This window comes from Hyphomonas sp. KY3 (assembly GCF_017309975.1).
In the GTDB taxonomy this organism is placed as follows: domain Bacteria; phylum Pseudomonadota; class Alphaproteobacteria; order Caulobacterales; family Hyphomonadaceae; genus Hyphomonas.
Genome location: NZ_CP022271.1, coordinates 2,228,043 through 2,250,584, shown reverse-complemented (window position 1 = coordinate 2,250,584; position 22,542 = coordinate 2,228,043). Strand labels below are relative to the sequence as shown.

The 22,542-nt window shown below is 55.6% G+C and carries 21 protein-coding genes; 10 read left to right on the top strand and 11 right to left on the bottom strand.

Annotated features, from left to right (window positions below):
* Positions 1-104 precede the first annotated feature (104 nt).
* Complete coding sequence (locus tag CFA77_RS11015; protein WP_206990733.1) at positions 105-572, top strand: GAF domain-containing protein; 468 nt, start codon at positions 105-107, stop codon at positions 570-572.
* Here the strand turns inward: CFA77_RS11015 and CFA77_RS11010 are convergent.
* From CFA77_RS11010 to CFA77_RS10985, 6 genes are all read right to left on the bottom strand, one after another.
* Positions 537-2,327: a carboxylesterase/lipase family protein gene (locus CFA77_RS11010; RefSeq protein ID WP_206990732.1), complete on the bottom strand. Its 1,791-nt coding sequence runs from the start codon at positions 2,325-2,327 to the stop codon at positions 537-539. The two genes, CFA77_RS11015 and CFA77_RS11010, sit on opposite strands and share 36 nt — an antisense overlap.
* Positions 2,328-2,395: 68 nt before the next feature.
* Positions 2,396-3,511, bottom strand: coding sequence for a cystathionine gamma-lyase (locus tag CFA77_RS11005; protein WP_206990731.1), 1,116 nt, complete (start codon positions 3,509-3,511; stop codon positions 2,396-2,398).
* A gap of 101 nt (positions 3,512-3,612) precedes the next feature.
* A complete protein-coding gene (locus CFA77_RS11000) occupies positions 3,613-4,605 on the bottom strand; it encodes a glutathione S-transferase family protein (RefSeq protein ID WP_206990730.1) in 993 nt (330 codons plus the stop codon).
* A complete protein-coding gene (locus CFA77_RS10995) occupies positions 4,602-5,024 on the bottom strand; it encodes a DUF1330 domain-containing protein (protein WP_206990729.1) in 423 nt (140 codons plus the stop codon). The genes CFA77_RS11000 and CFA77_RS10995 overlap by 4 nt, the downstream gene beginning before the upstream one ends.
* Positions 5,025-5,034: 10 nt before the next feature.
* A complete protein-coding gene (locus tag CFA77_RS10990) occupies positions 5,035-5,595 on the bottom strand; it encodes an NUDIX hydrolase (RefSeq protein WP_206990728.1) in 561 nt (186 codons plus the stop codon).
* Positions 5,592-7,811 carry a DPP IV N-terminal domain-containing protein gene (locus CFA77_RS10985; protein ID WP_242517324.1) on the bottom strand — a complete coding sequence of 740 codons (2,220 nt, stop codon included), beginning with the start codon at positions 7,809-7,811 and terminating at the stop codon, positions 5,592-5,594. Before CFA77_RS10985 ends, CFA77_RS10990 begins: the two co-directional genes overlap by 4 nt.
* A gap of 169 nt (positions 7,812-7,980) precedes the next feature.
* Here CFA77_RS10985 and CFA77_RS10980 point away from each other — a divergent pair, with 169 nt between their 5' ends.
* The 3 genes from CFA77_RS10980 (at position 7,981) to CFA77_RS10970 (ending at position 11,599) form a co-directional block, all read left to right on the top strand.
* Positions 7,981-8,640, top strand: coding sequence for a tetratricopeptide repeat protein (locus tag CFA77_RS10980; protein WP_206990726.1), 660 nt, complete (start codon positions 7,981-7,983; stop codon positions 8,638-8,640).
* 149 nt (positions 8,641-8,789) lie between these two features.
* On the top strand, positions 8,790-10,454 hold the full coding sequence (gene ettA, locus CFA77_RS10975) for an energy-dependent translational throttle protein EttA (protein WP_206990725.1): 1,665 nt from the start codon (positions 8,790-8,792) through the stop codon (positions 10,452-10,454).
* Between the two features lie 281 nt (positions 10,455-10,735).
* A complete protein-coding gene (locus CFA77_RS10970) occupies positions 10,736-11,599 on the top strand; it encodes a sulfotransferase (protein ID WP_206990724.1) in 864 nt (287 codons plus the stop codon).
* A 69-nt stretch (positions 11,600-11,668) separates the two neighbouring features.
* On the opposite strand, the gene CFA77_RS10965 is transcribed toward CFA77_RS10970, so the two are convergent.
* Positions 11,669-12,298: a phospholipid-binding protein MlaC gene (locus tag CFA77_RS10965; protein ID WP_242517323.1), complete on the bottom strand. Its 630-nt coding sequence runs from the start codon at positions 12,296-12,298 to the stop codon at positions 11,669-11,671.
* Positions 12,299-12,333: 35 nt separating this feature from the next.
* The gene (locus tag CFA77_RS10960; RefSeq protein ID WP_206990723.1) at positions 12,334-13,089 is read right to left on the bottom strand and encodes a VacJ family lipoprotein; all 756 of its coding nucleotides are present in this window, start codon (positions 13,087-13,089) and stop codon (positions 12,334-12,336) included.
* Positions 13,090-13,232: 143 nt separating this feature from the next.
* Here CFA77_RS10960 and CFA77_RS10955 point away from each other — a divergent pair, with 143 nt between their 5' ends.
* The 5 genes from CFA77_RS10955 to metH are packed head-to-tail and all read left to right on the top strand — an operon-like array spanning position 13,233 to position 19,247.
* Entirely contained in the window at positions 13,233-14,210 is a 978-nt protein-coding gene (locus tag CFA77_RS10955) for a metalloregulator ArsR/SmtB family transcription factor (protein ID WP_206990722.1), read from the top strand.
* Positions 14,207-15,115, top strand: a complete 909-nt coding sequence (gene metF / locus CFA77_RS10950; protein WP_206990721.1) for a methylenetetrahydrofolate reductase [NAD(P)H] — start codon at positions 14,207-14,209, stop codon at positions 15,113-15,115. The genes CFA77_RS10955 and metF overlap by 4 nt, the downstream gene beginning before the upstream one ends.
* A gap of 3 nt (positions 15,116-15,118) precedes the next feature.
* Complete coding sequence (locus CFA77_RS10945) at positions 15,119-16,192, top strand: homocysteine S-methyltransferase family protein (protein ID WP_206990720.1); 1,074 nt, start codon at positions 15,119-15,121, stop codon at positions 16,190-16,192.
* Positions 16,189-16,617, top strand: a complete 429-nt coding sequence (locus CFA77_RS10940) for a gamma-glutamylcyclotransferase (RefSeq protein ID WP_206990719.1) — start codon at positions 16,189-16,191, stop codon at positions 16,615-16,617. Before CFA77_RS10945 ends, CFA77_RS10940 begins: the two co-directional genes overlap by 4 nt.
* Positions 16,614-19,247 (top strand): methionine synthase, encoded by a 2,634-nt coding sequence (metH, locus tag CFA77_RS10935; RefSeq protein ID WP_206990718.1) that lies wholly within the window; start codon positions 16,614-16,616, stop codon positions 19,245-19,247. Before CFA77_RS10940 ends, metH begins: the two co-directional genes overlap by 4 nt.
* Here the strand turns inward: metH and CFA77_RS10930 are convergent.
* Positions 19,244-20,083 (bottom strand): DUF5694 domain-containing protein, encoded by an 840-nt coding sequence (locus CFA77_RS10930; protein ID WP_206990717.1) that lies wholly within the window; start codon positions 20,081-20,083, stop codon positions 19,244-19,246. The genes metH and CFA77_RS10930 overlap by 4 nt on opposite strands.
* 158 nt (positions 20,084-20,241) lie before the next feature.
* Here CFA77_RS10930 and pyk point away from each other — a divergent pair, with 158 nt between their 5' ends.
* Positions 20,242-21,666: a pyruvate kinase gene (pyk, locus tag CFA77_RS10925; protein WP_206990716.1), complete on the top strand. Its 1,425-nt coding sequence runs from the start codon at positions 20,242-20,244 to the stop codon at positions 21,664-21,666.
* On the opposite strand, the gene CFA77_RS10920 is transcribed toward pyk, so the two are convergent.
* Complete coding sequence (locus tag CFA77_RS10920; protein ID WP_206990715.1) at positions 21,653-22,189, bottom strand: TIGR02281 family clan AA aspartic protease; 537 nt, start codon at positions 22,187-22,189, stop codon at positions 21,653-21,655. The genes pyk and CFA77_RS10920 overlap by 14 nt on opposite strands.
* 9 nt (positions 22,190-22,198) lie before the next feature.
* A complete protein-coding gene (locus CFA77_RS10915; RefSeq protein ID WP_206990714.1) occupies positions 22,199-22,393 on the bottom strand; it encodes a DUF1289 domain-containing protein in 195 nt (64 codons plus the stop codon).
* Positions 22,394-22,542 lie beyond the last annotated feature (149 nt).

Below are 22,542 nucleotides of genomic sequence, written 5' to 3'. Positions count from 1 at the left end.
GACTGCTCCGACTATTTCAGAGGTTGGTGTCAGCTTCAACGCCCTATTGCGAAGTGCCTGCATCCAGCCGATATAGCCCGCTCAAGGCACAGATGAGGCAGAATATGGACAGGGCAGAACGCTACAAGGAATTGAAGGCGGAAATTGATAGCGTTGTTGCGGGAGAAACATCGATCACTGCGCGTTATGCGACAGCGTCCTGTATCCTGTCACAGGCCTTTTCACCCCGCTTTTTCTGGACGGGATTCTACATGGTTGACCCTCTGAAGGAGTCCGAACTGGTTGTTGGGCCGTATCAGGGCACGCTTGGTTGTCTGCGCATCCCCTTTGGCAAAGGGGTCTGCGGGCATGTGGCGGCGACGCGCGCGCCGATCATTGTTCCGGATGTTCATGAATTTCCCGGGCACATCGCATGCGACTCAGCGAGCAATTCTGAAGTTGTCGTTCCGGTGTTCGACGCAAATGGCGATCTCGCTGCCGTACTGGATGTCGACTCGACAGAACTGAATGCTTTTGACGCTGTCGACCAGGCGGGCCTAGTCGCTATTTGCGAAACGCTCCTCACCGCCTAGCCCGGCGGCTGTCGATAGAAGTGCGGTATTCTCGATCAGCTCAAACGGTGTTTTTGATCGCTTGATGGCGTCGATCCGCAAATTGAGATTGTCTTCCAGTATGTCGAGTTTGCGCGCGCGAAGGCCGCTGATGCGTTTGATTTCATGGTCCAATTCCAGCCAGATATCGGCGTCCGGATCATAAGCTGGCCACTCAGGCAGGTCTTTGCCGTTGGGGTCACCCGTCTTGGCGAAATTGGTCCAGTATGAAATCATTCTGTCAGTCAGGATTTCATCGTCATCAGCTGCCGGAAGGAAGCCGTTGTGGCTATCGAAGACAAACGCGATCTCGGCCCCGTGATATGCACCGAGCGTTTGAGACTTTCCTGGCGGCGTCCGGCTGAATTGGTAGAGCCAGGTTGGCTGGCCAGCAGCGACATTGGCTTTGGCCAGAAAACGCGTATGGACGCCGAACAAGTCATCGCCCAGCATTTTTTCGGCGCCCCGATCCCACGTTTCCAAGGATGTCATGCCGTAGAGGGCTTGTAGCGCTTTCGATGAGTTCACACCAAACACGCCTTCCAGCATCGCTTCGCGTTGTGTGATGGAACCAGAGATGTTCGGCAGTAGGGCTGTCGGCGATTTGCGCTGACTGTAAAATAGAGTGCCTTCATCAGCATTATAGCCTGCAAGGACTGGAACCCGATTGGCGCCACCGTCCCGAATAGCTTCGCCGATTGGCACGGGCAGGACGTTACCATCCACTGTCGGCAAGAAGTACTTGACCAAATCCTGCCTCAACAGAACACGGTCGATGATCGCCCCCGACGGGATGGCGCGAAGCCGGTCTGCGGTAGCGGTGCCATCGGCCAGCGATGAAAGGAACTCGACACCGACTTCTTCGGAGCTTTGCACATTGGGCAATGGCGAGTGGGACAGGTGAAGCGCATTGTAACTGCTGACGCCACTCTGCAAGATGGCCTTGTCATACAGGCCGTCAGCAAGAGGCGTTGCCATCAGCTCACTGACAGATTGAGCGCCTGCGCTTTCGCCAAATATGGTGACATTGTTTGGATTGCCGCCGAAGCGCGCAATATTCATTTGAACCCAGCGGAGTGCTGCGACCTGGTCCAACAGGCCGTAATTGCCGGATGTTCCGGCTTCTTCGGTCAGGGCAGGGTGCGCCATGTAGCCGAATGGTCCGAGCCGGTAGTTGATTGTGACCAGAACGACGCCTTTATCCACAAGGCCATTTGCCTGGTAATATGACGCCGAACCCGCCCCAGCCTGATGAGAGCCGCCGTGAATCCATACCATTACCGGCTGTAGCCGAGGCTTGCCGCGATTTGCCGTTCGGACATTCAGGAACAGGCAGTCCTCGGCTTCAGCGGGCTCAGGCTGGGCAGCGAGGTATTGCCTGGCGGCCAATCGTTTCCACCAGGGCAAGCCGTTACCATCGATGATACGGTCGACAACCTCATTCATATGTCCGCGGGGTTGCAGGCATTGCGGGCCGAATTCCCTCGCATCCCGGGTAATGGCACCCCATTGCGGCGGGGAAGTTGGCGCTGACCAACGACGGGCGCTGGCATAGGGAATCCCATTGAAAACCTGGATTTCCGGATTGTCTGGATCAACACCGCCCTGGATCTCGCCTTGATCGATCCGCAGGGGCTCAGTCAACGCCATAGGCGGCTCAGGCTGGTTCAGACGGAACCAGCCCCAAGCGCCAAAGCCCAGCAGGGCGAAGAAAAGGACAATACTCAGTCGCTTCATGAAACGAGACCCCTGCTCGTTGAGAGCAAACGCTATACCACTTGTCCGTGAAAGTCACTTCCCCAGCATCAAACCGGACTGATATCTCGTAAAGCATTTTCCGTAGCTTTTACAAGGTCTTCACTGGGCTCTATTCCGCACGCCAAGCGGACGAATCCGTCGGCGACGTGGTCTCCCCAGCGGACTCGGCACTCAGCAGAGGTGTGAACACCTCCAAAGCTCGTGGCGGGCACTATTAGTGGATTGTTATCAATAAACTTTTCTGCGCTTGCGCGATCTTTTAACGTGAAGCTCACGATCGGACCAAAGTCTCGCATCTGGCGAGACGCAACTGCGTGGCTCGCGTCTCGCGGGAGACCGGGATACCGGACGGTCTGCACAGAGGGGTGCGATAATAGGTGATTTGCCAGAATTAGAGCATTCTGGTTTGCCCGCGAAACGCGCAATTCCAGGGTCTCAAGCCCGCGATGCAGCAGATACGCGTCGAACGGGCTTACCGTGGCGCCGCCCAAACGACGGTAGCCACGCACCTGATTCATCAGGGATGTGTCCCGACTTGCTACATGTCCGCAGAGAACATCTGAATGGCCCGCCATGGCCTTTGTGTCAGCCATCACGACCATATCCGCCCCAAGATCGAGAGGTTGCTGGCACAGGGGTGTTGCAGTCGTGTTATCAGCCACCAGCAAGGCTCCGGCTGATTTTGCCCGATCAGCCACAGCCGCGATGTCGCAAACTTCGAGGCCCGGATTTGACGGTGTTTCAATCATTACGATTCGGCAGCCCGACAGGTCGGCATCCGCCATCTGGGCGGTGGGACAAGTCTCGACGGTTATGCCCCGGGGTGCGAAGTGTTCATTCAACAGGGCTCGAACATTGTAGTAGCCGTCTGCATGCACCAGAACCTTGTCTCCCGGGCGCAGCACTGTGTGAAACATTGCGGCGATAGCGGCCATGCCGGATGGGAACAGCACCGTCTCGGCATTTTCCAGAATGCCTATCTCCGCTTCGACACTTTCGACTGTTGGATTTCCATTGCGCGCATAGAAATGGCTGCCGTCCGGATCTCCTGGCAACAGGAATGTCGTACTCGCCATGATAGGAAGCGATACTGGTGCACCCTTGGAAAGGTTGCGGGCGCGGTGGTGCAGCAATTCTGAGATGGGAGACGGTTTTTTCGTCACGGATAATATGCCTCGCAGTGGGATTCGCGCTGACTCTGCGTTGAGCCGAGCCACAAGAAAACAGAATTTCGTTCTTCAGGCGCAGTCTTGTACCCGAGTTGCTAAACGTTTGTTGAAAGGATGCTTGCGTTTGGTCCAATCCACTCAGCAAGTTTGTCTCGCGCGACAACATCCAGATCTTTCCAGGCATCGCCCAAGGTTTGCAGGCATCTTGCCTGATACTTGAATACGCCCTGTTCATAGCGCCCGCGCTCTATTTCAAGCGAAAAACTGTCTGATCCGGAATTGAGCGCATCAAGATTGGCTTTCAGGAATGGCAAATAGGTTTCCCCTGCTATTGCGAGAAGGTCGTGGACCACCGGGCTGATACTATCAGACCAGTTACCTTCGATACCGCTCGCATCATCGGCGTGATCAATCCAGCGATACAAGTACGGTGTGTCCGCTCGCAGCCAGGTCATGGGAGTGGGGTCAACACTCATGACTTTCAACTGACCGTAAAAGCCAAGATCCGCGAGCGAAATGCGATCTCCGAACAAGAAGCGTGTTGGCCCGGTTGCCATCGCCTCCAGAACTTTGCAGATGCGCTTCCAACTGGCCTCTATCAGAGGGGCAGTCTGGGGTGTGCAGCCAACAAGAGCCATGCGGCTGATTTGCCGGTCACGGATGGTGGCAGCAGCTTCTTCCACGCCAAGGCGACTTGTGTTGGGAAGCGTGTCATAGATCAGCCAATTGGCGCACCATTCAGCATCCAGGTCATATGCCCATCTGTAATGGAACATGGCTTTCATGAACCATTCGTCGGCCATGTCCTCAAGCAACAGGCAGGCAAACCGGGCCACCGGATCGGGTGGCAAGAGGTCTCGGCCTTCGCCTTCGAGTGACAGCAAGAAGGGGGTTGAATCATTCACCCAGCTGCCGTCAGGCTGGCGGATGACAGGGATCACGGGTGCCCGCACATTTGGCATGACGCTTTGTCGGTCGTCGGCTGTCATACCGGTCCAGGTATGGACAAGGCGTTTGGCCCGCAGGGCGGCGCGCACTTTCATGGAATAGGGCGAGCCGAGCGCGCCAAAGATTTCGTAGCGGCTCACAGCTTTCTCCCGTTTATCCAAGTGGGACGGGTCACGATCAATTCCTGGCAAAGCAGGCCTGCCTCGCGATGGCGAGACATGGATTTGTAGTCCGGATGGTTGAGCGTAGCGATGAAAGCCTGTCGATCTGGGAACTGGTTGACCAGCACGCCATCCCAATCGCCCTGACCGATGAAATAGCGTTCGGTCGATGCAAGGAGCAATGTGGAGCCGCCGACCTTTTTTGCCGCGAAAGTGAAGGCTTCGGAGTAACGAATATAGGCGTCTTCCCCGCTGATCTCTTCGCCAAATTCGGGGTCATCCGGCTGATACTCAGCTTTAACTCGAAACTTCAGCAAATTTACCTGGGTAATGGGGCCATCGTTCGGGTCGTCACGAAACGCCCTGAATTGGTCGGCAGTAGGCTGGAAGGCAGGCATGGGCATTTCCTCACGGTCGTTTTTCGGGATGTTTCCCGAAATACCGCTCGGTGTAAAACAGTGCCGCCGCGTGAAGGCCGTGTTGAGTCTCGAATGCTTCGTATTCCAGGAAGTCTTTGTAAGGCATCTCGACGACCTCGATTTCCTCGTTTGCGTCAAGAGACTGAGCATCTGTCTTCTGGCAGCCCGTGGCCAAAAAATAATGAAGCTGATTATTCTGGGTTGCCGGGTTCGGATAACAGGTGCCAACGGGGATCAACTCGCGCGCCGTGTAGCCGGTCTCCTCGCGTAATTCCCGCCGGGCTGCTATTTCCGGATCGGATTCTCCGGGATCTAGGACGCCGCCGGGTACGCCCAAGAGGACGATCTCGCCGGCGTGCCGATACTCGCGGACCAGCACAATATTGCCTTCGTCAGTGATCGGGATAATCGTGGCCCAATCTGTGAATTCCAACACATGATAGGCGGGCACTACATGGCCGTCTTCACGTTGGCAGACATCCGTGCGCACCGAAAGGAAGTCGTCTTTGTAGGTTTGACGGCTTTCCAGGATTTTCCAGGGTTTGATCATTCTGATGGTCTCTTCAGTTTGCGGTCCAAAAAGGCCATACGCGTTTGCATCAGGTGGCGTTGCAGCGCTTCTCCCCGAATGCCGTGGCGTTGGCCCGGATAGGTCATCAATTCAAACGGTTTGCCCAATTCCTGAAGTCTGGCCATCAGTCGTGTGGCATTGTCGAAGGTGACGTTGTCATCTGCCATGCCGTGAATGAGGAGGAGGGGGGTCGAAAGCGCGTCGAGGATTGGAAAAACACTGGAGGCTTCATAGCCGCCTGGATTGTTTTGTGGTGTCCCCATATACCGCTCCGTGTAGAATGTATCATAGAGGCTCCAGTCTGCAACCGCAGCTCCCGCGACAGCGCACGCGAATGTATCAGCTGGCGCTTGCAGAATAGTCATCAGTGTCATGTATCCGCCATAGGACCAGCCCTGAATGGCAATTCTGCCGGGATCGACAAATGGTTGTGTCTTGAGCCAGTCCACGCCCATCATCTGGTCGCTGACCTCATGCAGGCCCGTGCGGTGATGGATCACATCCTCAAACTTCTTGCCGCGATTCCAGCTGCCTCGATTATCGAGCCTGAAGATGAGGTATCCCTGACGGGCGAGATATTGATCTGACAGACTCCCCCAACTGCGCGTGACAGTTTGGACATGTGGCCCGCCATACACTTCCACAATAACCGGGTAGCATTTCCTAGCATCGAAACCGGGCGGTTTCAGTAGGGAATAGTGTAGAATCTGACCGTCATCGGCGGACAGGACTCCGAACTCTGGTGTGACGTGATCCGGCAGAAAGGAGTGATATGGATGATCTGCATCGAGCGCATTCTCCGAAATCCAGGAAATCAAACTGCCGTCAGAAGCATACAGACCCGTTTGAGGAGGGTGGCTTGGGGATGATGATGTTCCGACGAAGGATCGCCCGTCTGGCGCCATGGCAATGGACCATGTTTGGCCTATGGAGGTGATGCGCTCGACCTCTGGAGGAATTGCTGAGCCAGAAGTTGCTGGCTTGGCGCGATAGAGGTGGCACTCAAGCGAAGTATCCAGAAACCCTGTGAAGAGTATTTCGGACATGTCGGCTTTTACATGCTGCAGCTTGTCGACAACCCAGTCACCGCCAATCAGTTGTCTGGGGTGGGTTGTCGAAGGTGGTAACAAACTAATTTGGCGGTAACCACGAGATTCTTCCGTGAGAACAATGCCTGTATCCCCCAAGCTCACGAAATCTGAAGACAGATTGATCCAATTGGGTTGCTCATCAAGCTGAGCGACGGTGGCTTCATAAAGGCGCAACCCTTTCTCGGAATGCTTGAAGGCCATGAATTGGACCATTTGGAGCTGTGTCTGAGCCCGATTGACGCGCTGGACGTAGAGGCTGCTCTCAGTCCAATTGACCCGCGCGAGATATTGGTCGGTTGCATGTCCACAGTCGTTGCGCCGCCATCCAATCTCCGTGACAATGCCGGTTTCCACCTCCAGAACGAATAGGTCCACAATGGCGTTGGGGCGACCCGCGCGAGGATAGCGCTGCTCAATAACGGCAACATTTTCTGCGGCGATATCAAAGCGTGGAACGATGTCCACGGATGTCTCATCCACACGCGTATAGGCGATGTACTTATCGTCCGGGCTCCACCAATATCCGGTGTATCGGCTCATCTCTTCCTGTGCGACAAATTCGGCGACGCCATACGACAGTGATTTTGACGGCTCGGCCGGGGGAGAGGCGCGTTTCTCGTCGCCCGTCGCAAGATCAACTATCCAGAGCGCCCCGTCGCGAATGAAGCTGGCATACGTGCCTTTGGGTGAAATGCGCGCATCATAGTCAAAGGCATCGGTATCGGTTAGTTGCCGAACTTGCGGACTGTCTTCAGTAAGGGTGGCCAAGTGCAGGTTTCCCCCTAGTGGGACGAGTATCGTCGTGGCTGTACCCCATGAGTAGTCAAGGATGCCTGTTCTCCCCGCAATTCGCTTGCGCTCGCGTAGGGCTATTTCTTCCTCTGAGAGAACGATTTCTTCTGGTTCAAGCAATAGGGAATCCACAAGGAGGGACGGCGCGCCTGTCTCAACGTCGAATTGCCAGAGATCGTGTCTTTGCTGGTCGTCGGGCCGAGGCTTGAGGAAGGTCACCCGTGCAGCATCGGGAGAGTACTTGATGCCCAGTGTTGCTTGGCCAGTTAGGGAAGGCGACGCAAAGAGGCGATCCAGGGTCAATTCTGTCATGGATGGATAGTGTCCTGAGGAAAGTTTTTTGAGATTGATCGAAGTGTGCCCTGAGTATTCGTGTTCGCCACTCATGCATGCAGATTCAGTGACTATCGGACAGCTAACCAATCGCCAAAACTAAACACTTGTTTCAACTTTTGTGAGGCAAAAACTGCCAAAAGTCGCTATGCAAGTAGTGGTTTATGCATATCGTGCACTTATGGCGGAAGGGGATGTTCTGTTCGAACAAGCGGTCGCCTTGCTACTCGATAGCGAGGGCGGAGAGAGCTTGATGAAATCCGCGGCGTTGATGCGCCGGGCTGCGGATTCCGGACATGCTGCGGCTGCCAACAATTTCGGCGCAATGCTACATCATGGGCGGGGCGTCCATCAGGACTTTGCCGCTGCCAGAGCATATTATGCACAGGCGGCGGAGGCTGACCTGCCACCCGCATTGTTCAATCTGGGGTTCATGAAGTTACGAGGCCTTGGTGGCGAACGTAACGAGACGGATGCGCGCCGTTTGTTTGAGCAGGCCGCGCATATGGGCGAAGTGAACGCGATGACATACCTCGGCGTCATGATGATGACCGGCGCTGGTGGCCCTAAAGAGTTTAAAACCGCGCAATCGTGGTGGGACAAGGGCGCAGAGCTCGGCGACAATCGCTGCGCATTCAACCTCGGAATTGCTCATGCTGGTGGGCATGGCCAGGACCAGCCCGACTTTGTCGAAGCTTGGCGCTGGTTCAGTCGGGCTCAGGATATGGGAAATCAAAGTGCTGAAACCGAGCTCGAGCGTCTCGCAAGTGTGCTGACCGACGACGAGCGCAAACGCATCGAAGGCTAATCGACAATTTGGTAGAAGAGGAGGTTTCTGGCTGAGCGAGGTTTGCCAGAGATGTTTCTCAGAACAGGTTGCGCTTACCCGCTTGATTTTCGGCCACGTCCGCGTAACTGAGGCGACATATTCCCCCAAAGTTTCAGGAGACGCTTTCAATGGCCGGTCCCCAAATCGTATTCCAAATGCAAGGCCTGACCAAGGCATATGCCGGTGGCAAGAAGGTGTTCGAGAACATTCACCTGAATTTCCTGCCGGATGCCAAGATCGGTGTCGTCGGTGTCAACGGGTCTGGTAAGTCCACGCTGCTGCGTATCATGGCGGGTGAAGACAAGGACTTTCAAGGCGAAGCCTGGGCGGCCGAGGGCGTGAAAGTCGGTTACCTGCCGCAAGAGCCGAAACTCGACCCCAAACTTAGCGTGTTCGACAATGTCGCCTCAAAATGCCCTGAAAAGCAGATGTTGGACGAGTTCAACACCATTTCAGAAAAGCTTGGCGAAGACTATTCCGACGAGTTGATGGAGCAGATGACGGCGCTGCAAGAGAAGATCGATGCGGCTGACGCATGGGATATCGACTCCAAGATTTCGATGGCGATGAACGCGCTGCGCTGCCCCGATGATGACGCCGATGTGGAAAGCCTGTCCGGCGGCGAGGTTCGCCGTGTCGCGATCTGCCAGCTGCTTCTTTCGAAGCCCGACATGATCCTGATGGATGAACCGACCAACCACCTCGACGCCGAAACCGTCGCGTGGCTGCAGAATTATCTGATCAACTTCCCGGGCTGTGTGATCCTCGTGACCCACGACCGATACTTCCTTGATGATATTACCAGCTGGATCCTCGAACTCGACCGTGGCCGCGGTGTTCCCTTCCAGGGCAACTATTCCGGGTGGGTTGAGCAAAAGGCCAAGCGGATGGAGCAGGAGGCGCGTGAAGAGTCCGGTCGCAAGCGCACCCTGGCGAAGGAACTTGAGTGGGTTCGTTCTGGTCAGAAGGCGCGTCAGGCAAAATCCAAGGCGCGTATCAACGCCTATGAGGAAATGGCATCGCAGGCTGAGCGCGAGAAGGTCATGACCGCACAAATCCGGATTCCCCCCGGCCCGCGCCTTGGTGGAGTCGTTCTGGAGGCGGAAGGGTTGCGAAAGGCATTCGGCGACAATCTCCTGATCGAAAATCTGGACTTCAAATTGCCTCCTGGTGGTATTGTTGGTGTCATCGGCCCGAATGGTGCGGGTAAATCGACCTTGTTCAAAATGATCCTTGAGCAGGAGAAGCCAGACCAGGGTAGCCTGCGCATCGGTGATACGGTGAAGATTGGCTATGTTGACCAGAGCCGCGACAAACTCGATTCCGACAAGAATGTCTGGGAGGAAATCTCCGGGGGGACGGATGTCATCGATTTGGGTGGTGTTGAAGTCATGTCGCGCGCATATGTTGGCGCGTTCAACTTCAAGGGCACAGATCAACAGAAAAAAGTCGGGCTCCTATCTGGTGGTGAGCGTAATCGTGTCCATCTCGCCAAGATGCTCAAAGGTAGCCACAATTTGCTTCTGCTAGATGAACCGACCAACGATCTCGACGTGGAAACCTTGCAGGCGCTCGAAGAAGGTCTCGACAATTTCCCCGGCTGCGCGGTGATCATTTCGCACGATCGCTGGTTCCTGGACCGTATGGCAACGCACATTCTCGCATTCGAGGGCGATTCCCATGTTGAATGGTTCGAAGGCGACTTTTCTTCGTACCTTGAAGACAAGAAGCGCCGCTTAGGTGAGGATGCCGTCAATCCCAAGCGTCTGAAGTTCAAGAAATTTGCCCGCTGATTGGCAAGATTTTCGGCCCGTTGGAAGTCGGGCCGTACTTGTTGGCCCAAACTAAAAATGAATTGTCATCGCATTACTGATGAGCGTTTGCTTTGCGGGTAGTGAGAAGTGTGATCGAATTTTGGTGTAAATTCGAATTTCGTTAACATTGGTTAACGAAATGCTTGCGCGTTGCCATTCCTTTGCCGATAAGAGGCTCACCCTTTGAAGGGTGGGGACAGAATGTGCGTATATGCTCGAATTGGGCATTTGTGCCCATGACAATGCGGGAATGTTCGACGATGATCCAAACCGGCGAACCAGGGGACAAGACTGCGGCTGACGCAATCGTCATTGGGGCGATGCGAGCTGGCACGACCGCCCTGTACCGAGTATTCCTTGAGAGCGGTCTAGTGGCCGTGCCGGAATGCAAGGAAACCGACTTTTATCTGTCCAAAGAAAATTTTGCGCGAGGCCTGGGCTGGTATCGCAAACAGTTCGGCAATTCGGACCTTCCTTGGGTGGATTTTTGTCCGAACTATACAAAGCGGGACATGTTTCCAGGCGCACCAGCGCGGACGTATGAAAATGCTCCGAACTCGAAGCTGATCTTTATCGCCCGGGATCCCGTTGCGCGGGCCGAGTCCCAATACAAGCATACATTCATGCATTCAGCATCTCTCGCTGAGCCGGCTGATGTGTTCGACACACATGAGGGTGAGCACATACTTATGGTTAGCAAATATGCTTACCAGTTGGAGCCCTACTTTGAGTACTGGTCTAAAGACGACATTTTAATCGTAGATTTCAACGATCTGCTTGCCAACTCTTCCTCCGTGTTCAGGCGGATCGCAGAGCATATCGGTCTGGCACCTTCGGCCGTCGAACATTTGAGCAATCTGCCCGAGGCAAATTCGGGAGAGGAAATTCGCAAAATGCCTCGTTGGTGGGGGCAAATGCGAGATACAGGTATGGGGAGATACGTCCGTTCGCGCACGCCGCGAGTCCTCATCGACTCCCTGCGCGCAGCGGTCAAAACGAGGAAACCGGTCGAAGTTCCAGAATTCGACGACAGGATTCGTTCTAATCTGGCGCAGAAGCTGAAAACTGATGCGAGTCGCTTTCGGGAGCTGACTGGAAAACCGTTCCGCAGCTGGAGCGTGTAAGCCACACGTAAAAAAGCCCCCAACCAGCCGTCTGGTGGGGGCTATTGATCTTTGGCTGATTTCAGACGACTAGCTTCGCTTCTCGGTTTCCAGCTTCCGCTTCATGCTTTCGATCTTGTCAATCAAGGCCTCGGCCGAGCCGTTCGAGCGGTCTAGCAAAGCGAGGAATTGGGCGCGCTGTTCGATTGCGAGCCAGATCAAATTACCGTCCAGATTCAGGGCAACGTCTACGACCTGATACTTGCCGTCGCGGGTCAGAACGCGCCACCGCACATCCATGTCTTTGCCGTCCTGACGCTTAATGACCGTGTTGACGATCGAATCGGTCGCAGATCGATCCACCGAATCCTTTACGATCACGGCTTCTCCGCGATAGGCGTCGAGTTCATTCTCATAAACTGCGAGTGCATACTCCCGAAAAACTTTCCGGTAGCGAGCTAACTCATCTTCGCTGAAGCGGCGCGCATACTTGCCAATGGCAAAGTTGGACACCGCAGTCATGTCGGTGAACTCATCCATGTAAGTATTGAATTTTTCTGTGCGCTCTTCTGAGTCCAGGGACGGATCGTTCAGCGATGCCAATACGTCACTGGCATTCTCCTGAACATAGGATTCTGTCTTTGCGTCTGCCTGGCTGGTTGGGGCAAGCATCAATACTGCAGCGCCAGCCAATGCAAAATATCGGTAGTAGCGTTTCACATTTCGCTCCTGTTGGTGGTCATCACGCCCCGGACCTACTCTTCAAATTCGTCAAAATCAGGGAGATCCTCGTAAGCATCTTCCTCGTCTATGCGACCATTACGTATTTCTGCCTGACGCTGGGATGAATAAAGTCTCCGCAAAGCGATGTAGGGCTCTGGCTGAGCATTCAGTTGCTCCAGCGCATCATCGAGGGCGACGCGGGCATTCAGCCCTCCGAGAATTCCACGACCCATTTCGATGTGATCGTCGAGGTCGGGATTGTTATCGAACTCTGTCCAGACAAGCGGATCCAGCGCACGATCCACACCGCTACCGAACAGGTCACGCGGCGTTGTTGGACCCATGAGGGGCAGGATCAGGAAGGGGCCGCTGTCGACACCCCACACAGCAAGGGTTTGTCCAAAATCCTCATTGTGCTTCTCAATACCGGTATACTCAGCAACGTCCCAAAGTCCGGCGATACCCAGCGTCGAGTTCAGAAAAAATCGAGCGAATGTTTCGCTAGCGCGATCACTCTCGCCCTGCAGGACATCGTTTACAAAGATCACTGGAGACTTCAAGTTGTGAAGGAAGTCGCTCAGTCGGTCGCGACCGTACTCGGGGGTCACCGTCTCATACACGTCTGCTGCGGGGCCGAGCGCATACTTGTCTACGCCACTATTGAAGGCGAACATCTGACGGTTGAAGCCTTCGTAAGGATCGGGAACGGTGCCGGATTCAAGGTTTTGTGTGGACGCACAGGCTCCTAGCCCCATGGCAAGAACCGCAGCAAAGAGTCGCTGTGTCATGTGTGGATAACCCCGTTGTGGAAGCCGGTAGATGGTAGTTAAGCGCTGGCGCTTCAACTCTCAATCTCTACCGAAACACGCATAGGTGATATTTCTGTAAAGCTGTGTTGCAAAAACATATAAATCAATGTTTATATCATTAAATGACTTCACGGCTGTCATCCATGATTGAGGCTCTGCGCGCAGCAGGGGAGCCCACCCGTTTGAGGGTGTTGGCCCTGTTGCGCCAGCGCGACCTGTCGGTCGGGGAACTGGTGCAGGTATTGGAGCAGTCCCAGCCTCGCCTGTCTCACCACCTGAAGGCGCTCACGGCTGCAGGTTTGGTTGAGCGTTTGCCTGAAGGTTCATTTGTCTTCTATCGCGCTTCAACCGGGTCGTATGGAAAAGCATTTCTGGATTCCTTGTTTGCGCAACTGGATCGAGACGAGCCGGAACTGGCTCGTGATGCAGCACGTCTGGACGAAGTGAGCGCTGCGCGTGCGGAATCAGCTGAAGCTTACTTCTCAAACATCGCTGAGACGTGGGACCGTTTGCGATCTCTTCACTATCCCAACGATCTGATCGAGGGGGCTCTAGTCGAACTCGCGGGGAAGGGACCATTTGGACGCGTCCTGGATTTCGGAACCGGTACCGGACGTATGCTGAGCCTATTCGCACCTTTGGCCGAAGAAGCAGAGGGCATTGACCTAAGTCATCATATGCTCACTGTCGCGCGGGCAAATCTGGAACAGCAAGGCGTGCTTGGTGCCCGCGTGCGTCAGGGGAACGTGACAGCTGTACCGTTTGACGACAACTCTGCTGATTTGGTGATCATTCATCAGGTTCTTCACTATATGGACGCGCCAAATCGGGCGATCGCGGAGGCTAGCCGTGTGCTGAAGCCCGGCGGCCAGCTCCTGATCGTGGATTTCGCACCGCATGATCTGGAGTTTTTGCGCGCCGAGTATGGCCATCACCGGTTGGGTATGGCGCACGAAGCTATGGCTGTGTGGTCTGCCGATGTGGGCCTCGACCTCTTCGAGCCGCGTTCCTTTGCGCCTCCCGAAGGTGAACAGGATGGTCTCACCGTAAATATCTGGAAGGCGGTCAAGTCCGCCAAACCCAAGGAGCATGTCGCATGAGCTCGCTCGCTACCCCTCGGCAGGCAGGCTCGCCGTCTGTTTCATTCGAGTTTTTTCCGCCGAAATCCGAAGCGATGGCTGACCGCCTGTGGGAAACGGTTGAGCGCCTCGAGCCGATGACTCCGAATTTTGTTTCCGTCACTTATGGCGCCGGGGGATCTACGCGTGAGCGCACCCACGACACTGTTCGCCGGATTGCTCAACAGACCCATTTGCGACCGGCTGGTCACTTGACGTGCGTCAGTGCAACCAAGGATGAAGTGCTGTCCGTTGCGGAAGATTACTGGGACGCTGGGGTAAGGCATATTGTTGCCCTTCGCGGTGATCCACCGAGTGGCATGGGCGAGAAATTCGAACAGCACCCCGGTGGGTTCAGGGATTCAATCGATTTGATTGAAGGCATTCGTGCCCATCGGCCCGATCTCGGTCGCTGCTTCGAGATTTCTGTGTCCTGTTATCCTGAGCTTCATCCTGAGAGTCAGGGGTGGGACGCCGAAATCGCGTTTCTGAAAGCAAAGCAAGATGCAGGTGCGGATCGAGCAATCACGCAATTCTTCTTCGAGCCGGAAATCTACCTGAATTTTCTGGAAAAGGCTCGTGCAGGTGGTGTTACCATGCCCATTGTGCCGGGTATCATGCTGCAACCGAATTTCAAGGGCTTGAAGCGTATTTCTAAACTGTGTGGCGCATCACTGCCGACCTGGCTGCATGAGCTCTATGAGGGCCTTGAGGAGGATCAGGAAACGCGGGAACTAGTAACAGCTAATGTTGCGGCGGACCTTTGTCGGAAATTGTCCGATGAGGGGGTCTCCGATTTCCATTTTTACACGCTGAACCGGGCTGGGTTGGCTTTGTCCACCTGTCGCCTGCTCGGACTGAAACCCAAACCAGTTGAGGCCGCTTGAGCCATGAACAGACAAGATCGCATCAGCGCCCTGAAGGCAGCCGCCAAGGAACGAATTCTCATTCTCGATGGATCGTGGGGGGTCATGATTCAGAGGCGCGGCCTGGAGGAGGGAGATTACCGAGGGACTCGGTTCAGCGAGTCTGATTATCCCGGCCAGATGAAAGGAAACAATGATATCTTGTGCCTGACGCGGCCGGATATCGTGACCGACCTGCATGATGCCTATTATGGAGCAGGTGCCGACATTTCCGAGACCAACACGTTCAGCGCAACGGTCATCGCGCAGGATGACTACAAGCTGGACCCGCAATCTGTCTGGGACATCAATCTGGAAGGGGCGAAGCTCGGCCGGGCTGCGGCCGATGCGTGGACGGCGAAGACGCCGGACAAGCCGAGGTTTCTGGCGGGCTCCATCGGGCCTCTAAACAAGATGTTGTCCATGTCATCGGATGTGAACGATCCAGGCGCTCGGTCTGTGACCTTTGATGAGGTCTATGAAGCCTATCGCCAACAAATCCGTGCGCTGAACGAGGGTGGGGTCGATCTCTACCTGATTGAGACGATTACAGACACTCTGAATTGCAAGGCGGCGATAAAAGCGATCATGGACCTTGAAGAAGAGGGCATGGACAAACTGCCCATTTGGATTTCCGGCACGATTACTGACCGGTCTGGTCGTACACTGTCCGGCCAGACGGTCGAGGCGTTCTGGAACTCGGTACGTCACGCGAAGCCTTTTGCTATCGGATTCAATTGTGCGCTTGGCGCTGACTTGATGAGGCCGCACATTGCGGCTCTGTCACGCGTAGCGGACACGCTTGTCGCTGCCTATCCGAATGCTGGTCTGCCGAATGAAATGGGCCAGTATGATGAGCAACCTGAAGAAACATCCGGTTCTGTAGGTGGTTGGGCGAACGATGGTCTTGTGAACATTCTGGGTGGTTGTTGTGGTACCACCCCGGAACATATCGCGGCGATCGCCAACGCAGTCGACAGCATAAAGCCACGTGACCCGGCGCCGAGCAAACACACGATGCGCCTGTCGGGGCTGGAGCCATTCGAGGTGGCCTCATGACGGCCAGAGCCGTGGAGGTCGGAGACCTTTTCGTTTTCTATGGACTGCTCAAGCTGGGCGCGGCCGGGCAACCCGCCGATCTGCCGCTGGACAGTGCGGGTGTCTTCGGGGCGCCCTGCCGCTTTCGAGGGCGGATGATCGATCTTGGAGGTTTTCCGGGTGTCATCGAGGGTGATGAGCTTTGCCATGGTATTCGCTGGCGGATCGGCGATACAACGATCATGTCAGCAATGGATGCCTTCGAGGACGTAACCAACGACCCGGTGACCAGTCTATACTTGCGTAAACGAATTTCCCTGGTGGATGACACCGGGGCTGAGTCAGGCGAAACCGCCTGGATTTATTGGTATAATCGTCCTGCAGACGGGTTTCCCTCTGTGGTCGATGGCAACTGGCCGCTAGACGCCGGGAAAACGAGAAAATGACAATTGCAGCTTCCCAATCTTTTGTGAACATTGGTGAACGTACCAATGTGACAGGTTCTGCGCGTTTCCGGAAAATGATCACCGAAGGTCGTTACGCGGATGCCGTTGAGGTTGCGCGACAGCAGGTCGAGAGCGGCGCGCAGGTGATCGACGTAAACATGGATGAAGGCATGCTGGATGGCGCCGAGGCCATGCGCACCTTTCTGAACCTGATCGCCGCCGAGCCGGACATTGCCCGTGTCCCGGTCATGATCGACTCTTCCAAATGGGAGGTGATCGAGGCTGGCCTGAAATGCGTTCAGGGCAAGGCGATCGTCAACTCTATTTCCATGAAGGAAGGCGAAGAGACGTTCCGGAAGCAGGCGCGAGCCTGCCTCGCTTACGGCGCGGCCGTCGTGGTTATGGCGTTTGATGAAGTGGGTCAGGCCGACACCAAAGACCGCAAGGTCGAGATCTGCCAACGTGCTTTCAGAATTCTCACTGAAGAAGTCGGGTTCCCCGCTGAAGACATCATCTTTGACCCGAATGTCTTTGCCGTCGCAACGGGCATAGAAGAACATAACAATTACGCGGTCGACTTCATTGAGGCGACGCGCGAAATTCGCAAAACATGCCCGGGATGTCATATATCCGGTGGGCTCTCGAATGTCTCATTCAGCTTCCGAGGCAATGAGCCCGTTCGGCGCGCCATGCATTCTGTCTTCCTCTATCATGCCATTCCGGCAGGCATGGACATGGGTATCGTCAATGCCGGCCAACTCGATATCTATGATGATATCGAGGCTGACCTGCGCGAGCGCGTCGAAGACGTGATTCTGAACCGTCGCGAGGATGCCACTGAACGGCTGATCGAGATAGCTGAAGGCTTCAAGGGCCAGAAAGGAAAGACGGCCGAGAAGGATCTGTCCTGGCGCGAGGCGCCTGTCGCGAAGCGGCTCGAATACGCGCTCGTGCACGGCATTACCGAATACATTGATGCGGATACCGAGGAAGCGCGCCAATCGGTCGAGCGTCCGCTGCATGTCATCGAAGGCCCCCTGATGGACGGGATGAATGTCGTTGGCGACCTGTTCGGCTCCGGCAAGATGTTCCTGCCGCAAGTGGTGAAGTCCGCGCGCGTCATGAAACAGGCTGTCGCTTGGCTCGAACCTTACATGGAGGAGGAGAAGCAGCGCCTCGGCACTGTGGATGTTTCGAATGGTAAGGTTCTGATGGCGACTGTGAAGGGAGATGTTCACGACATCGGCAAGAATATTGTGGGCGTGGTTCTGGCCTGCAACGGTTATGAGATCCTGGATCTTGGTGTCATGGTGGCCGCAGAAACCATTCTGGATACGGCCGAAAAAGAGGGTGTCGATATCATCGGGCTTTCAGGCCTGATTACACCAAGTCTTGATGAGATGGTCTATGTTGCTTCCGAAATGGAACGGCGTGGTATGAAACAGCCACTCCTGATTGGTGGTGCTACGACCAGTCCCGCTCATACGGCGGTCAAGATTGATCCGGTCATCCGAACAGCCCCTGTTGTGCATGTGTCCGATGCGAGCCGTGCCGTCGGCGTCGTCAGCACGCTATTGAGCGAAGACGACAAACCGGCCTTTGTAACGCAGACCAAAGCACGCTATGAGCGGATGCGCGAAGCGCGCGCGGGCGGTCCGCCGAAACCGCGACTGCCGATAGGTCAGGCGCGCGAGGCTAGGCTCAAACTAGATTGGAAAACTTACACGCCGGCACAGCCAACGTTTGAGGGTGCGCGGACTTTTGAAGATTTCGATCTCGCGACGTTGGCGCGCTATATCGATTGGACTCCCTATTTTTCGGCATGGGACCTGGCGGGTCAGTATCCCCAGATATTGGAAGACAAGATTGTCGGCGAGGCTGCGACCGGCCTTTGGAATGACACTCAAGCCATGATGCAACAACTCGTCGGGGAAGCGTGGTTGAAGCCGAAAGCTGTGGTGGGCTTCTGGAAGGCAAATTCTGATGGCGATGATATTTGCCTCGATTCAGGGGATGTCTTTCATACGCTTCGCCAGCAAATGGTGAAGGATAATTCCCGCGCCAACTTTGCATTGTCCGACTTTGTTGCACCGGAAGGCGATGACTGGATCGGTGGATTCTGCGTTACTTCAGGTCCGCACGCGGAGGAAATTGCGCAAGACTTCATTAAGAGAGGCGACGATTATTCCTCCATTATGGTCAAGGCGCTGGCTGACCGGTTTGCAGAGGCGATGGCGGAATACATGCATGAGCGTGTCCGCAAGGAGTTGTGGGCTTATGCTCCCGATGAAGACCTGTCCAATCCTGAACTGATCAAGGAGAAGTATCGCGGCATCAGGCCGGCTCCCGGCTATCCGAGCCAGCCGGAACACACCGAGAAGGAAACTCTGTTCCGCCTGCTCGAACCTGAGGCGCGCATTGGCGTTTCGCTGACCAGCAGCTTCGCCATGACGCCTGCAGCCAGTGTTTCGGGACTCTACTTCGCGCATCCCGACAGCGTATATTTTGCGGTTGGACGTATCGAAAAAGACCAGGTTGAGGATTACGCGCGGCGCAAGGGGTGGGAGACGCGCAAGGCGGAGCGTTGGCTTGCGCCGATTCTCAATTATGATCCGTTTGCTGTCGATTAGTCGGTGAGGTAGGGGGTGGCTTCGACCAGTTCGAAGCCGGGCGTTTCCTGCGCGAAGTGGCGCAGCCAATAGTTGTGTCCTGATCCGTATACGATGAGGATCCGGTCTCCTGGTTCTGCAATTTCGGTGATGTTCGCGAAGATTTCGGCATTGCGAGCATACCAGCCATAGTTCAGTACGGCACCCGCAGCATCTTCGATATCCGACATGTCGAGCAGGCCATAGTAAAAGTCTGAATGCATGGTGCGGATCACAGCCGGGTCATTCTGTCGGACCAGCAATTCTGCGATGGGGGTTGAGGCCTGGTCTTGCATGAGGACTTCGGCTTGGGTCTTGATTGTGTCGATCAGACTGGTGATCTTGTCTTCCCGGCCCGTGCGTGCAGCAAAGGCTTCCACCCGATCGAAGGGAAAGTAGGCGATTTCACCATCCTGAGTGTCGACTGCGTAGACCCGGTCAATTCCGGTCTCGTGCGCGATGCGGTAGCCGATCTGGACCCTCTCGTTGCGCTTTCGGGTCAAATCCTCGGGGACGAAGTCCACAAAGTTCGGGTCGAGCGCATCATCGGTCTGGCGGATGCGCTCCAGGGCGATGGCGGTGGGGCGAAACGCGGTCAGCCGCTCGGCCAGGTCTTGCAGTTCCGCCTGGCGGTGCGGCGCCAACACATCATCTGCATCCGTGTTCACCAGATCCAGGCCCGGATTTTCGAAATGATAGGTGCCGAGCACCATGACCTGGACAGGTTCGACCCGATCTTCGGTGGGCGGCGTTTCGGCTTGTGACAGGGGCACGGCGCAGGCGGCCAGGACAGACAGGGCCAAGAGGGCTGATTTCATGCTCGATTTCTCCTTTTGCATAGGAAGATGCATCGACTTGGTCGATTGGATGCACGCACATGAAGTTTTTGTGTATTGAGCGGGGGAAAAACAGATCGGCTGGCATACCCGAAGGGACTCGTATAGGACCGGTGTCAACCTTGTCATAGGAGGGCGGAATGACTGAAAATCGGCTAATTGGTGAGAACGCAAAGATTGTCGCAACACTCGGTCCGGGCAGTCGCTCGCCGAAGGAAGTTCTGGCATTGGCCTATGCAGGCGTTGACGTCTTCCGCTTGAACTTCAGCCATGGCGAGTACAGTGCACACAAAGATGCCCTGGATGCTGTGCGCGCCGCAGAAAAAGAAACGGGTCGTCCCCTCGCTACGCTGGGAGACCTGCAGGGGCCCAAAGTACGCGTCGGATCGCTGCCGGGTGGAGAGCTGCGACTGCGGTATCAGAAGGAATATGCGGTCGTTGCCGCTGAGACGACCGAGGCGGAAGATACCATTCCAGTACCGCACGCCGAGATTGTCGAAATCCTCGAAGAAGGCGACGTTATCCTGGTGGATGACGGCAAGCTGATGTTCACCGTAACTCAGGCAGGCAGCAAGCCGATGGTGCGAGCTGACGTGCCTGGCAAGTTGACCGACAAGAAGGGCTTCACGGTTCGCGGCAAGGCCCTGCCGGTGCGAGCATTGACCGACAAAGACCGCGCCGACCTTGATTTCGCGCTCGAGATTGGCGTTGATCTCGTCGCATTGTCCTTTGTGCAGACAGTTGAAGACATCGAAGAAGTGAAGGCCATCATTGCTGGTCGGGCACCGCTTGTCGCCAAACTCGAAAAGCCTGCCGCCATTTCAAACCTGGAGCCTATTGTTGCCGCGGCCGACGCTGTGATGGTCGCGCGAGGGGATCTCGGTGTTGAGTATGCGCCTGAAGACGTGCCGGTCATCCAGCGCCGGATCGTACGTTGTGCTCGCGGACTGGGCCGGCCGGTAATCGTGGCGACGCAGATGTTGGAATCCATGATCGAGAATGCCGCCCCGACCCGCGCCGAAGCTTCCGATGTGGCCACGGCCATCTATCAAGGCGCAGACGCAGTCATGCTGTCAGGTGAGACCGCAGTTGGACGCCATCCCGCCACCACGGTGGCCATCATGTCCCGGATCATCCGTGCTACAGAGGGCGCTGAGGATTATCGGCGGTCGCTGGAACAGTTTTCGGGTGACATACCTGCGCAAAGCGCAATCGATGTTGTTGCAGAGACGGCCCAGGGTATGGCCGAGGCGGAAGGTGCGACAGCGCTGGCCCTACGTACTGGCGCTTTTGATCGGCTCGCCCGTTTTGCCAGAGTCCGAGGAACGGCACCGATTCTTTACGGGTCATTGGACGATCAGCGCTTGCGCACGGCCTGTCTGCTCTGGGGCGTGCATCCGCAAAGGCTGAATGCCGGGGCTGACTACTGGTATCGCGACCTGATGGATGCAGCGGGACTTGAGGGTCGCGTGGCCTATGCCCGATGGGCCGGCGATGCAGAAAGGTTCGCGTGGGAAGTTGGTGTCGGAAAAGGCCAGAACGGTGAGAAAATTACCGGCGTATGATCAATTGGCTTTGCTTGAACTCGTATGAATAGAGTTCGCCAAGATAGGTCATACCCAAGAGCGATTGTTCGAGCCCGTCCTTGAGGATCATGGCATCGACACGTTCGATTTCGACTTGGCCTATGCGAATATTATCCAGCGTGACGGCAGCGCCATATGTGATGCCGCCAGCCGTACGAATTTCCCATTTGTAGTCCAGCGTTTCCGGTTTCAAACCAATCCGCTGAGCATCACGAAAGGTCAAGGCGACGGTGCTGGCTCCGGTATCGACCATGAACTTGACCGCTGTTCCATGCACTTCGGCGCGGGTCCAGTAATGGCCATCTGACTCGCGATCGATAATGGCGGCATCCGCAAAGTTTACCGATGTGCGCTTCTCGGACGGGGCCGGTGCCGGGTCCGGTTGCATTGTGGCAATCTCTGCCTGATGCTGCTCCAGCCTAGGGACGAGAAAGAAAGCGACAGTTGCGGAAATCAGCACAGCTGCGCCAAATCCGGATACGAGGGTCTTTCCTATGGACATCGAGAAATCCTAGCGTTTGCCGAGCGCTTCAAGCCGGGTGATCCGCTCAGGCAATTCGGCCATTATCTTCTCGCGTCCGTCTGGTCCCAGTCTTACCCAACTTCCGATTTCCTTAAGTGACCGTGCACAACCGAGACAGAGTCCTGTAGAGGCGTCTACAGCGCACACTTTGATGCAAGGGGATTTTATGGGTTGAGTGGTCATGTATTTAGGTTAGTCAGCTCACGAGAGGACACAAGTATCTCATAAACGAGGTAACAAAACCTTGTCGCAGTTAACATGTGTTGTCTGCTATAAGATGAAATCGATTTCAAATGCATTGGGAGCAACCTGCTTTGAGTGAGCCGGCACAA